The 13,108-nt window shown below is 71.9% G+C and carries 11 protein-coding genes; 7 read left to right on the plus strand and 4 right to left on the minus strand.

Annotation, left to right across the window (positions count from 1 at the left end; all coding sequences use genetic code 11):
* Position 1 precedes the first annotated feature (1 nt).
* The 6 genes from hpaH to KIH74_RS14630 are packed head-to-tail and all read left to right on the plus strand — an operon-like array spanning position 2 to position 7,066.
* Positions 2 to 787 (plus strand): 2-oxo-hept-4-ene-1,7-dioate hydratase, encoded by a 786-nt coding sequence (gene hpaH / locus KIH74_RS14605; protein WP_214156459.1) that lies wholly within the window; start codon positions 2 to 4, stop codon positions 785 to 787.
* Entirely contained in the window at positions 772 to 1,554 is a 783-nt protein-coding gene (locus tag KIH74_RS14610; protein WP_214156460.1) for an HpcH/HpaI aldolase family protein, read from the plus strand. The genes hpaH and KIH74_RS14610 overlap by 16 nt, the downstream gene beginning before the upstream one ends.
* Positions 1,551 to 2,984 (plus strand): fumarylacetoacetate hydrolase family protein, encoded by a 1,434-nt coding sequence (locus KIH74_RS14615; RefSeq protein WP_214156461.1) that lies wholly within the window; start codon positions 1,551 to 1,553, stop codon positions 2,982 to 2,984. Before KIH74_RS14610 ends, KIH74_RS14615 begins: the two co-directional genes overlap by 4 nt.
* 44 nt (positions 2,985 to 3,028) lie before the next feature.
* On the plus strand, positions 3,029 to 4,540 hold the full coding sequence (gene hpaE, locus KIH74_RS14620) for a 5-carboxymethyl-2-hydroxymuconate semialdehyde dehydrogenase (RefSeq protein ID WP_214156462.1): 1,512 nt from the start codon (positions 3,029 to 3,031) through the stop codon (positions 4,538 to 4,540).
* A gap of 8 nt (positions 4,541 to 4,548) precedes the next feature.
* Positions 4,549 to 5,622, plus strand: coding sequence for a 3,4-dihydroxyphenylacetate 2,3-dioxygenase (gene hpaD, locus KIH74_RS14625; RefSeq protein WP_214156463.1), 1,074 nt, complete (start codon positions 4,549 to 4,551; stop codon positions 5,620 to 5,622).
* A 22-nt stretch (positions 5,623 to 5,644) separates the two neighbouring features.
* Positions 5,645 to 7,066, plus strand: a complete 1,422-nt coding sequence (locus tag KIH74_RS14630; protein ID WP_214156464.1) for an aldehyde dehydrogenase family protein — start codon at positions 5,645 to 5,647, stop codon at positions 7,064 to 7,066.
* Positions 7,067 to 7,183: 117 nt separating this feature from the next.
* On the opposite strand, the gene KIH74_RS14635 is transcribed toward KIH74_RS14630, so the two are convergent.
* Entirely contained in the window at positions 7,184 to 8,086 is a 903-nt protein-coding gene (locus tag KIH74_RS14635; protein ID WP_214156465.1) for a glycoside hydrolase family protein, read from the minus strand.
* Positions 8,087 to 8,315: 229 nt separating this feature from the next.
* Entirely contained in the window at positions 8,316 to 8,999 is a 684-nt protein-coding gene (locus KIH74_RS14640) for an SDR family NAD(P)-dependent oxidoreductase (protein WP_214156466.1), read from the minus strand.
* Between the two features lie 161 nt (positions 9,000 to 9,160).
* Between KIH74_RS14640 and KIH74_RS14645 the strand changes: the two genes are divergently transcribed.
* Positions 9,161 to 9,580, plus strand: a complete 420-nt coding sequence (locus KIH74_RS14645; RefSeq protein WP_214156467.1) for a hypothetical protein — start codon at positions 9,161 to 9,163, stop codon at positions 9,578 to 9,580.
* 129 nt (positions 9,581 to 9,709) lie between these two features.
* Here the strand turns inward: KIH74_RS14645 and KIH74_RS14650 are convergent, their stop codons facing one another.
* Together KIH74_RS14650 and KIH74_RS14655 are read right to left on the minus strand one after the other, a co-directional pair.
* Complete coding sequence (locus KIH74_RS14650; protein ID WP_214156468.1) at positions 9,710 to 12,070, minus strand: hypothetical protein; 2,361 nt, start codon at positions 12,068 to 12,070, stop codon at positions 9,710 to 9,712.
* A 44-nt stretch (positions 12,071 to 12,114) separates the two neighbouring features.
* Positions 12,115 to 13,083 (minus strand): hypothetical protein, encoded by a 969-nt coding sequence (locus KIH74_RS14655; protein WP_214156469.1) that lies wholly within the window; start codon positions 13,081 to 13,083, stop codon positions 12,115 to 12,117.
* Between the last annotated feature and the right edge of the window lie 25 nt (positions 13,084 to 13,108).

The following is a 13,108-nucleotide window of genomic DNA, read 5'->3' on the forward strand; positions in this document are numbered from 1 at the left end:
CGTGCTCGCACCGCAGACCGTCGAGGCGATCGCCGAGGAACTGCTGCTCGCCGACCGCGACCGCACGACGGTCGCGCTGCTCACCGCCCGCCACCCGGGCATGACGGTGGAGGACGCGTACGCCGTTCAGGCCGCCTGGGCCCGGCGCCGGTCCGCGGCCGGGCACCGGGTGATCGGCCACAAGATCGGGCTGACCTCGAAGGCCATGCAGGCCGCCACCGGCATCACCGAACCCGACTACGGGGTGATCTTCGAGGACCAGGTGTACGAGAACGGTTCCTCGGTGCCGTTCTCCCGGTACAGCAACGTGCGGATCGAGGTGGAGCTGGCCTTCGTGCTCGACCGTCCGCTGACCGGCGAGAGCGTCACGCTGTTCGACGTTCTGGACGCCACACGGTACATCGTTCCGGCTCTGGAGATCCTGAACTCGCACATCGAGCTGGCCGGCCGCACCGTGGTCGACACGATCAGCGACAACGCGGCGCTGGGGGCGATGGTGCTCGGCGGGCGGCCGGTCCGGGTGGACGCCGTGGACCTGCGGCGGGTCGGGGCACTGCTGTACCGCAACCAGACCGTCGAGGAAACCGGCCTGGCGGCAGGCGTTCTCAATCATCCGGCCAACGGGGTGGCCTGGCTGGCCCGCAAGCTGGCCGGGCACGGCACCGGTCTGGAGGCCGGGGAGATCGTCCTGGCCGGATCGTTCACCCGCCCGGTCCGGGTGGAGCGGGGCGACACCGTGCACGCCGACTACGCAGACCTGGGAGCGATCACATGCCGTTTCGAGTAGAGCTTCCGCCCACCTTCGCCGAGCGTCTCGACCGGGCCGACCGCGCCCTGATCGGCATGTGGGTGTGCAGCGCCAGCCCGCTGGTGGCGGAGATCTGCGCGGGCAGCGGCCTGGACTGGCTGCTGATCGATGCCGAGCACAGCCCGAACGAGCTCGGCTCGATCCTGGCTCAGCTGCACGCCGTCGGCCCGAAACCCACTCTGGTGCGGCCACCTTCCGGGGATCCGGTGCTGATCAAGCAGTACCTCGACCTCGGGGCGCAGAACCTGCTGATCCCGATGATCGACACACCGGACCAGGCGGCCGCGGTGGCCCGGGCGGTGGCCTACCCGCCCGAGGGCATCCGCGGCATGGGTGGGGCCCTGGCGCGCGGCGCCCGGTGGAACCGGGCCGGGGACTACCTGACCCGGGCCCGTGACACGATCTCGCTGTTCGTCCAGATCGAGAGCGCCGAGGCCGTCGCGAATGTCGAGGCGATCGCCGGGACACCGGGTGTGGACGGGATCTTCGTCGGCCCGGCCGACCTGTCCGCCTCGCTCGGGCTGCTCGGGCAGCAGGACCGTCCCGAGGTGATCGAGGCCGTCGAGACCTGTGTCGCGGCGGCCCGCCGGCTCGGGGTGAAGGTGGGCCTCAACGCCTTCGACCCCGCCCTGGCCCGCCGATACCTCGCCGCCGGGGCGGACTTCGTCCTGGTCGGCGCCGACGTGCAGTTGCTCGCCCGGGGCAGCGACGCCCTCGCCGCCACGTTCATCGGGGAGAACCGGTGAACCTCCCGACCAGGCCGGGCAAGATCGTCGCCGTGCACCTGAACTACCCATCCCGGGTCGCGCAGCGCGGTCGCAGGCCCGCGGTCCCGTCGTACTTCCTCAAACCGCCCTCGTCCGTGGCGGCCTCGGGCGAGGCCATCGAACGCCCGCACGGCGCCGAGCTTCTGGCGTACGAGGGTGAGGTGGCCCTGATCATCGGCCGCACCGCGCGGCGGGTCACCCCGGAGCAGGGCTGGGCCGCCGTCGGGGGTGTCACGGCCGCGAACGACTGGGGCGTCTACGATCTGCGCGCCGCCGACCGGGGATCGAACCTGCGCAGCAAGGGCGGTGACGGCTTCACACCGCTGGGCCCCTCGGTGCTCCCGGCGGCCGGGCTCGACCCGCAGCGGCTGCGCGTGCGCACCTGGGTCAACGGGGAGCTCACCCAGGACGACACCACCGCCGAACTGCTCTTCCCGTTCGGCGTGCTGATCGCCGACCTGTCCCAGCTGATCACCCTGGAACCCGGGGACGTCGTGCTCACCGGCACACCGGCCGGCTCGTCGGTCGCGGTGCCGGGTGACACCGTCGAGGTCGAGGTGGACGTTCCCGGCGGCCCCTCCAGCGGGCGCCTGGTCACCCGGGTGACCGAGAGCCCTCTGCCCTTCGCGGATTTCGGGGCGAAACCCCTGGTGGACGACGAACAGCGGGTGCAGGCCTGGGGTTCGGCCGCGGCGGCCGGGATCGGGCCGGTCCTGACCGACGAACTGCGCGGCCTGCTCGACGGGGTCGCCGTCGCCACGCTCAGTTCCGAGCTGCGCCGGCGCGGGCACCCGGACGCCACCTTCGACGGGGTGCACCCTCTCTCCCCCGGCACCCGGATGACCGGCACCGCCCGCACCCTGCGCCTGATCGCCCACCGGCCCGACCTGTTCGAGAGCCACGGCAGCGGGTACAACGCCCAGAAAAGGGTTTTCGACTCGCTGGGGCCCGGTGAGGTGCTGGTGATCGAGGCCCGCGGCGACGCCACCGCGGGCACCCTCGGCGACGTGCTGGCGCTGCGGGCCCGCACGCTCGGGGCGGCCGGCGTGGTCACGGACGGGGCGGTGCGCGACGCCTCCGCCACGGCCGGGCTCGGGCTGCCGGTGTTCGCCCGGGCCGCCCACCCCTCGGTGCTCGGGCGCCGTCACGTGCCCTGGGAGGTGGACGCCACGATCACCTGCGGCGGCACCGCCGTGCAGCCCGGCGACGTGGTGGTCGGTGACGACGACGGCGTGGTGGTGATCCCCCCGCAGCTGCTCGACGAGGTGGTGCGGGCCGCGGCCGCGCAGGAGGCCCAGGACGCCTGGGTGGCCGCCCGCATCGCCGAGGGTCACCCGGTCGACGGCCTGTTCCCGCCGAACGCCGCATGGCTGGCCCGATACCGGTCCGCCCTCCCACCCGACCTCTGAAACTCACCGGACCACGGGCGTCCCCCGTTCACGTCAGGAGTCCCATGCCCCAGCAGACACCCGCCGGGCTGCCCGGCAGGATTCAGCACCACATCGACGGCCGGTCCGTCGACAGCGTCGACGGCGAGACGTTCGACGTGATCAACCCGGCCACCGGCGAGGTCTACCTCCAGGCCGCCTCCGGCGGGCAGGCCGACGTCGATCTGGCCGTGGCCGCCGCGCGGCGCGCCTTCGCCGGTCCGTGGCCGAAGCTGCTGCCCCGGAACCGTTCCCGGGTGCTGCACCGGATCGCCGATCTGATCGAGAGTCAGGACGAGCGCCTGGCCGAGCTGGAGACCTGGGACACCGGCCTGCCGATCACCCAGGCCCTGGGCCAGGCCCGGCGGGCGGCGGAGAACTTCCGGTTCTTCGCCGACCTGGTGGTGGCCCAGCGCGACGACGCCTACAAGGTGCCCGGGCGGCAGGTGAACTACGTCAACCGCAGGCCCAAGGGCGTGGCCGGGCTGATCACGCCGTGGAACACGCCGTTCATGCTGGAGTCGTGGAAACTCGCCCCGGCTCTGGCGACCGGCAACACCGTGGTGCTGAAACCGGCCGAGTTCACGCCGCTGTCGGCCTCGCTGTGGGCCGGCATCTTCCGCGAGGCCGGCGTGCCCGACGGAGTTTTCAACCTGGTCAACGGCTTCGGCGAGACCGCCGGCGACGCCCTGGTGAAACACCCGGATGTGCCGCTGATCTCGTTCACCGGCGAGAGCAGCACCGGCCGGCTGATCTTCGCCAACGCCGCACCCCACCTCAAGGGCCTGTCGATGGAGCTCGGCGGCAAGTCCCCGGCCGTGGTCTTCGCCGACGCCGATCTCGAATCCGCCCTCGACGCGACCGTTTTCGGCGTCTTCTCGCTGAACGGCGAGCGCTGCACCGCCGGTAGCCGGGTGCTGGTGGAGCGGGCGGTGTACGACGAGTTCGTGGCCGCGTACGCCGAGCGGGCGTCCCGGATCAGGGTGGGCGATCCGTCCGACCCGGCCACCGAGGTCGGTGCCCTGGTGCATCCGGAGCACGTGGCGAAGGTGGCCGGTTACATCGAGATCGGCAAGGGTGAGGCCCGTCTGGTGGCCGGAGGCGAGCGCCCGCGGGGCAACTACGTGACGCCGACCGTGTTCGCCGACGTGAAGCCGGAAGCGCGGATCTTCCAGGAGGAGATCTTCGGGCCGGTGGTGGCGATCACGCCGTTCGACAGCGACGAGGAGGCCCTTGCGCTGGCCAACGGCGTGAGATACGGCCTGGCGGGCTACATCTGGACGAACGACCTGAGGCGCGCCCACACCTTCGCTCAGCAGGTGGAGGCGGGCATGGTGTGGCTGAACTCGAACAACGTGCGTGACCTGCGCACCCCGTTCGGCGGGTTGAAGGCCTCCGGTCTGGGGCACGAGGGCGGCTACCGCTCCATCGACTTCTACACCGACCAGCAGGCCGTGCACATCGCCCTGGGCGACTCCCCCTCGCCGCGGTTCGGGGCGGGTCCCGGGCCGGCCACCTCGTTCCCCGCACAGAAGTGAGAACCGTGATGAGCGAACGGATCCCGACACCGGCGTCCCCGCCCCCCGACATCGTGCGCTGCGCCTACCTGGAACTGGTCGTGACCGACCTGGTGAGGTCGCGGGAGTTCTACGTGGACCTGCTCGGCCTGGTGGTCACCCACGAGAGCGCCGGGGAGATCTACCTGCGCACGTTCGACGAGTTCATCCACCACAACCTGGTGCTGCGGCAGGGGCCGGTGGCAGCCGTCGCCGCGTTCGCCTACCGCGTGCGCTCCCCTGAGGAACTTGACCGGGCGGTGGCGTTCTACTCCGAGCTGGGCTGCCGGGTGGAGCGTCGCGCCGAGGGGTTCGTCAAGGGCGTGGGCGACGCCGTGCGGGTGCAGGACCCGCTCGGGTTCCCGGTCGAGTACTTCTACCAGGTCGAGCACGTGGAGCGGCTGGCCTGGGCGTACCACCTGCACCACCCGGGCGCCCTGGTGCGCCTGGACCACTTCAACCAGGTGACCCCGGACGTCCCGAAAGCCGCCGCACATCTGGTGGATCTGGGGTTCCGGGTGACCGAGGACATCGAGGACGGCGAGGGGACGGTGTACGCGGCCTGGCTGCGCCGCAAGCCGACCGTGCACGACACCGCGATGACCGGCGGCGACGGGCCGCGCCTGCACCACGTGGCGTTCGCGACCCACGAGAAGCACAACATCATCGCGATCTGCGACAAGATGGGAGCGCTGCGGATCTCCGACCGGATCGAGCGCGGGCCGGGCCGGCACGGCGTCTCGAACGCCTTCTACCTCTACATTCTCGACCCCGACGGCCACCGGGTGGAGATCTACACCCAGGACTACTGGACCGGCGACCCGGACAACCCCCTGGTCACCTGGGACGTGCACGACAACCAGCGGCGCGACTGGTGGGGCAATCCGGTCGTGCCCAGCTGGTACACCGAGGCGTCCGGCGTTCTTGATCTGGACGGTGTTCCGGTGCCGGTGCAGGTGCGGACCGATGCCGGCGAGATGGCCGTGACGATCGGCGCGGACGGGTTCTCGTACACCCGCGAGGGCGATGTGGATCAGGGTTTCAAGCTCGGCAATCAGCTCTGACTAGCGATGAGGATGGACGACGATGTCCGAGAACATCACTGAGCAGGACCTTCTCGACCGGGTGACGGTGGGGGGCGGGCGCGGGATCCATGAGCCGGCCACCGGTGATCTGCTGGGACTGGCGCCGCGGCACACCGGCGAGGACCTGGAGCGGGCCGTGACGGCGGCGCGGGCGGCGCAGCCGGCCTGGGAGGCGCTGGGGCACGCCGAGCGCAGCGCCCGGCTGCTGCGGATCGCCGACCGGATCGACGCGGTGGCCGAGCCGCTGGCCCGGCTGCTGGCCCGGGAGCAGGGCAAACCGCTGAACGGGCCGAACGCCCGCTTCGAGGTGGGGGCGTGCTCGGCGTGGCTGCGGGCCACGGCGGCCACGGCGCTGGACGAGGAGGTGGTGGTGGACGACGGGCGGCAGGTGTCCACACTGACCTACCGGCCGATCGGGCTGGTGGCCGCGGTGGGGCCGTGGAACTGGCCGCTGATGATCGGGATCTGGCAGATCGCGCCGTCGCTGCGGATGGGCAACGTGGTGGTGGTGAAGCCGTCGGAGTACACGCCGCTGAGCGTGCTGGCGCTGGTGTCGATCCTGAACGAGGAGCTGCCCGAGGGTGTGCTGAGCGCCCTGTCCGGCGACCGGGAGGTGGGGGCCGCGCTGGTGGCCCATCCGGACGTCCGCAAGATCATGTTCACCGGCTCGACCGCGACCGGGCGCCGGGTGGTCGAGGCCTCGGGGGCGAACCTGGCCCGGCTGACGCTGGAGCTGGGCGGCAACGACGCGGGAATCGTTCTGCCGGACGCCGATCCGGAGGCGATCGCGCAGGACCTGTTCTGGGGCGCGTTCATCAACACCGGCCAGACCTGTGCGGCGCTGAAGCGGCTCTACGTGCACGAGTCCGTTCATGACCGGGTGGTCGAGGCACTGGCCGGGGTGGCGGCCCGGATGCCGCTGGGTCCCTCGCTGTCCGAGGAGAGCGTGCTCGGGCCGGTGCAGAACGCCATGCAGTTCGGGATCGTCTCCCGGCTGGTCGACGACGCCCGCGAGCGCGGGGCCACCATCGTCACCGGGGGTGCCCCGGCCACCGAGCTGGGCCCGTTGTTCTACCCGATCACCCTGGTGACGGGGCTGGAAGACGGTGCGCCGCTGGTGGACGAGGAGCAGTTCGGCCCGGTGCTGCCGATCATCCGGTACTCCGACGTGGACGACGCGGTCGCCAGCGCGAACCGGCTGGATGCCGGGCTGGGCGCGTCGGTGTGGAGCAGTGACCCGGAGCGGGCGCGGCAGGTGGCCGACCGGATCGAGGCCGGAACGGTGTGGATCAACGGGCACGGCGGGGTTCACCCGATGGCGCCGTTCGGTGGGGTGAAGGCGTCGGGTTACGGGCTGGAGTTCGGGGTGGAGGGCCTGAAGGCGGTGGCGGTGCCGAAGGTGGTCACCCGGCCGGCCGCCTGATCGGACGCCACGGACACCAAGGACGCCACGGACGCCTGGCGCAGCCACCTGAACCGGAAAGGAGCCGGGAACCCGCGTTTCGGTTCCCGGCTCCCTGATTCGAGCAGCGTGCGTCCGTCAGCCGGCGGCGCGGTACGCCTTGCCCGGCTTGGTGATCTTGGCTCCCGGCCCGTACAGGCCGGTCTTGTACTCGGCCGAGGTCGGGAACGCGAACCAGGAGTAGTGCTCGACGTACGAGATGTGCTCGAGCATGCTCGTGGACAGCTTCACGAAGTTCGCCTGGTTGGTGGCCGTCGGGAAGGTCTTCGTCCCGGTGCTCCAGTCGATCAGCGAGTACTCGGTGATCCAGATCTTCTTCTTCGGGTACTTGGCGTGCACCGCCTGCACGAACGACTTCAGCTGCTGGGTGGCCTGTTTCGAGCGGAAGTCCGCGCCGTACCAGTGCAGCGTGATGAAGTCGACGCGGTAGCCGCGCTTCTTGGCGCCCTTCATGAACCGGTCCAGCCAGGCGCCGTCGGTGGCGGCGTTCGCGGCCACGGCCGGGCTGCCCAGGCGCATGCCGGTCTTCTCCAGCTGCGGCCAGAGGTCAAGGGCCTGCTTGACGGTCATGTTCGACTGGCTCTCCCAGTCCGGCTCGTTGAAGCCGAGCAGGGTGTCACCGTTCTTCTTGGCGGTGGCCAGGTTCTTCTTCGTCACCGAGTCGGCGCCCCAGATCATCGGGACGAAATCCACGCTCTTGGGCGCCTGCACACCCTTGGGGGTGACGTCCCAGGTGTAGTACCAGGACACGCCCGAGTCCTTGAGCGACTTCTTGCTGCCCTTCGAGTACCAGGTGGCGGCGCCCTTCTTGACGCTGCCGATGGTGTCTTTCTTGGTCTTCACCACTGTTGACGCCGTGGACGCCGCGGTGGATCCCGAGGAGGAGGACTTGTTGACCGCGGTTGCTGCGGTCGCGGTCGCGGTCAGGGCCACGGCCGCGGCGGCCACGAGGGCCGCGGTGCGTTTGGTCAGGGACGGCATGGTCGGTGAGTGTAGGGCTCAGGCCATCGGGACGGGAGCGGGCGCGAGCCTGCTTGAGGTGGCCCGAAAGGCGTCCCCACCTGCGCTGTTGCCCTGATCGGAACATCCCGGCGAGGCCGTGCTTTCACGCATCCTTGAGTCGTTCTTACGCCCGGCCTAGGGCTTCTGCCAGCGCTTTCACCGGCTGGCCGGGTCAAAGCCCGCTCCCGGCAGGGCAACCCGGCCGCGATCACCACTCCAGCGTCCGGCCGGTCTCAAGATCCAGGAAGGACGGCGACGGCAGGTCGTGCCGGTGCAGGAGGGCGCGGATCCCGCCGGCCGCGACGGCCGGTGAAGTGGAGGCACCCGGCCGGCCGGTGGCGGTCGCCAGGCGCCCGGGATGCACCGCCAGACAGCGCACCCGGTCTCCCAGCTCCTGCGCCAGGCAGACGGTGAGCATGTTCTGGGCCGCCTTGGACACCCGGTAGGCGTAGCTGGTGCCGAAGCCCGCGAAATCCCCGCGCGCCTGCGCGGTCAGCGAGCCCAGGCGCGAGGTCACGTTGACGACGACCGGGTCGGGCGCCGCCAGCAGCGACGGCAGCAGGTCGCGGGTCAGCCGCAGCGGGGCCGTCACATTGACGTCGAGAGCGTGGGCGAACCGGTCGACGTCCACCTCCCCGAGCCGGGACGGAGGCGCCCCGGACATCGCGTTGTTGATGAGGGCGTCCACTGCTCTGCCCGCCACGGCGTCCAGCACCGGGGCGGAATCCCGGTCCCGCAGATCGTGCCGCGCGGTCCGGACCCGGGGCAGTTCTGAGCACTCCGGGTCGGGTCCGCGCTGAACGGCCACGACGTCCCAGCCGTGGCTGTGCAGTTCCGTGACCAGGGCGTGGCCGAGCCCGCGGCTGGTTCCGGTGACGACGGCCAGGGGCACGGCCCGAGCATAGGACCGGAGGGAGGACACCACGGTGCGCCGGCGGATACCCATCATCTGATGGGCAACTGAAGTCGCCGATCCATGGGGACACCGCGAGGGTGTCATGGTCCGCAACGGACAAAAGGTGCACGAATCCCGACCGACCAGGGAGGCAACCCTTGACGAACCTCACCTTCAGCAAGCGCGCGGCCGTCGCCGGAGTATTCGCCATGACCGCGATCGGGCTGGCCGCACCGGCCGCCCAGGCGCAGGCCCAGGCGCAGGCCCAGGCGTCCCCCTGCGTGCAGAAGGTGACCGTCGTGAACAACGGCGGCTTCACCATCAACTTCGCGCTGACCACGCGCGAAGGCTCGCTGACGGCGCAGACCGACACCTACCCGATCAACCAGTCGCGCACCATCGACCTGAACGCGACCGAGATCGCGGAGGGGACGGACGTGCGCCCCCTGGTGAATGCGACCGCGGGTGACACGGTGGCGGGCAACGTGTTCGTGTCGTACTGCGACAACGGCCAGAACGCGACCTACGTCGCGTCCGGCACGACGCTCGACTACACGGTCACGCTGCTCGGCGGCTGATCACGCGGTGAGCCTCTCGCACCGCAGGGCCCGCGGCGCGAGGGGCACCCACTCGTTCGCCGGGGAACCCGGCCTGGGACGACTCCCGGGGGCCGGAACGTGACCTGACGGGCGCCGGGGAAACCCGACCTACCCGGCCACCCCCGGCGCCCCGGCCAGAGCCGTCTCCGCCTCCGCCAGCACCCCCATCGCATACCCCGGCCAGCCCTCTCCCCCACCCGCAGGCGTGAGGGTGGCCGCGTTCATCGCCTGCCGCAGCTCCGACAAGGCCACCGACGGCTCCGGCACAGGAGCGGCGGAGGTGGCCGGAAGCTCTTGCAGGAAAACCACATCCATGCCGTGACGACCACCGTGCTGAGTGTCGAGCACGGCCAGGCGGGTGCCCGGGGCGAACATGACGTCGCCCGCGCGGCGCTGCTCGTCCAGCAGCGGGTGCAGGATGCGGGCGGTCTGCGAGCGGATGACGTACATCGCGGTGGCCGGGGGCCGGGTCACGGTGCCGGTCAGGGCGGTTCCGCCGGCCGGAACGGTTGCGGTGAGCACACGTCCGGGGGCCAGGGGGCCCTGGTCGCGCAGCCGGGAGGCGTCGACGCCGCGCACCACCACACCGCGATGGGTGGGCAGGAGGGTCAGGGCCGAGGCCAGGCAGGAGTGGTAGGCGGCCCGGTCGTCCTGGGTGAACGAGGCGGTCAACGAGGCGGTGACCGGGACGTCGTCGTCGAGGTACAGGCTCAGCGCCACCAGGTCGACGGCGGCCGCGGCCAGGTCCCCGGCCCCGAGCGCGGGCAGCCGGGTGAAGGCGCGGCGCACGGACGGCGCGTAGGTGTCCCAGTGCCCGCCCAGCAGCACCCGCACCTGGTCGCGTTCGGCCGGGGTGCTGCGGTGCGTGAACCCGTGCGGGAAGGCGACCGGGGGAACGGTTTTCGCGGTGACCAGAGCGCTGGTGGACGACGAGGTGGGCGCCCCGGGAGCCGGCCGGGCGTCCGGTGACCAGTGGGTGCCGGGCGACCGGCCCGGTTCCTCACCGACGAGGGGATCGGTCGGCGACCCCGCAGACGGCCAGGACGGCACGGGCTGCTCCACCGGCCAGGCCGTTTCGGCAACCGGCGAGGCGGCGGAGTTGCTGGAGGGGGCGGCCGCAGGAGCGGCCCCTCCCGGCCGGGGACGGCGGCGTCTCAGGTTGGGATCGATGATGGTCGGCGGGGGCGCCTTCTCGAAGGCGTGCGGCGCCGCGGGTTCCGGGGCCGCGGCGGGCGGCGCCCAGGCGGACGTGGTGTCGGTGAACTCGATCGGCAGGTGGTGCCGGGCGGCGACGTCGGCGAGCCCGGTGCGGGCCGGGGTGGTCAGGGCCGCGTGCACGATCAGCCGCTGCCGGCCGCGGGTGGCGGCCGGCAGCGCGGTGATCAGCCGGTCCAGACCCGTTGCCAGATCGGGGAAGTCGTGGGGCAGACCGGGATCGGGTGCGCCGATGTCGAGGCGGGCGCTCTCGGCGTCGACGGCGGCGTCCTCCCCCGGGTTGCGCCGGTCGCCGGGCTGGTGCAGCCACAGCCCGGCCCGGGTCAGGGACAGGTGCAGGTCGGGGGTCAGGGCGAAGCGGGGACGCACCGGGTCGACCTGTGCCAGGCCGTCCAGCGGCGCGCGCCACAGCAGGGGTGCCGGGGCGGCGGCGTCGGGGCGGCACAGCACCGCCGTGACGAAGGGCGACCAGGTGGTGCGGCCGGAGGCGCCGGTGAGCACGACCCGGTCGCCACCGAGCGGAACCCCGCTGAGAACCTCGACGCCGAGCGACAGTTCGCGGGAGAGAGCCTGTCCCAGGGGCAGCACGTCGGTGCCGTCGGCCGGGATCATCAGCAGCGGGTGCCGGGTCCAGGACTGGTGCTGGAGCAGCAGCGACAGCAGGGCGATCGCGCCGGGCAGATGCCGCTGCCGGTCGTCTCCGAGCGCGCAGAGCAGGGCCGGGCGATCCCGCCGCACGGGCACGGCACCGGCGACGTCCTGCGTGGCGGAGGCCGGCGAACCGGCGCCGCACAGCAGCATTCCGGCCGGCACCGGGCGCAGTTCCAGGGTGCCGAGCGACATCACGTCGTCGGCGGCGGCCCAGTCCGGCTCGGGCCAGCGCGGGCCCTCGGGCCGGGCGTCGCGGCCGGGCGAATAGGTCCACCACTGGCCGGGTTCCGCGCCGCCGACGAACAGCAGGCCACCGGGGGCCAGCACCACGTCACCGGCCGGGGCGGTGACGGTCAGGTTCCAGTCCTCGGCGATCTGCCGGGCCATCGGCACCCGGCCGGCCCGGGTCAGCCCGGCTCCGGACATGGCCAGCACCAGCCGGTGGCCGGCCATCTGTTCCAGCAGGCCGCCGAGGGCCGGGCCGACCTGCGCGGCCAGCTGCGGCGGCACCATCACCAGTGCGACCGTGACATCGGGCTCCGGGCGCAGCGCGGCGATCCAGGAAAGCTGGACGCCGGTCAGCTCGTCGGGTCCGCGTAGCACGTGGCAGGACCCGACGAGCTGAACCGTGACGGGTGCAGCGGCGTTCACTTGAGGGCGGACCAGAGGGTGTTGTTGTTCAGCGCGATGGTCACGTTGCCATCACCCTGAAGGGTCAGGATGGCGCCGGAGTTGTCCATGGTCTGGGTGGCCCAGACCAGCCCACCGTCCTTGTAGAGCACCAGGTTTCCGTCGCCCTGGAAGGCCAGCGTGTCGCCGCCGGAGACGCCCGCCGACCAGGTGGTGGCGCCGTTCTCGTCGGTCAGCACGACGTTGCCGCCGGAGGTCAGGGTGAGCTTGATCCGGTTCGTCGACCAGCTCTGGCCGGCGTTCAGCGAGCTGCCGCCGTTGATCACCGTGGTGCCCCAGTCCTGCTGGGCTGCGGTGGTCGTGCTGCTGGTGGTCGAACTGGAGGACGACGAGGACCCCTTCTTGCCGCCGGTCCCGGTCTCGTCGTCGTCCTTCGGGCTCTTGGTGGCCGAGGACTTCGGCGTGCTGCCGGCCGTGGCCACGACCTTGACCGGCTCGGCGTCGTCCTTGCTCTTGTCCTTGTCCTTGTCGCCCTTGCCGGGCTTGGCGTCGTCGGTGGGGGTGGCCGACGCCGTGGGGGTGGGTGTCGCGTCGTCCTGGTTCACCGACAGCGAGTTGGAGGTGTCGGGCGGAGACGCCGTCTGGTTGTCGTCACCGTTCAGCAGGCCGGGCAGCACCAGGCCGAGGGCCAGCACCACCGCCACCACGGCCACGCCCGCGCCGATCACGACGCGACGGGGGGCCCGGCGCTCGTGCACGGCCGTGGGCTGCTCGCTGAGGGTGCGGGGGGCCGGTGCCGGATGCGGTTCACGACCGTCGCCGTACCCGGGCTCCTCCTCGTCTTCCAGCACCAGGACCGGGGAGGCATCGGGAGCACTCACCCCGGGCGGCCTGACCACGGGGATCGAGTCCGTGCTCAGCCTGGGCAGGGTTGCCCCCCGGGGGATCTCGTCGTCCTCGGTCGGCTCCGGGGCGCCCTGGGGCATCAGTCTCCCTCTCGTGATTCGCGGG

Source organism: Kineosporia corallincola (assembly GCF_018499875.1).
Classification (GTDB): domain Bacteria; phylum Actinomycetota; class Actinomycetes; order Actinomycetales; family Kineosporiaceae; genus Kineosporia; species Kineosporia corallincola.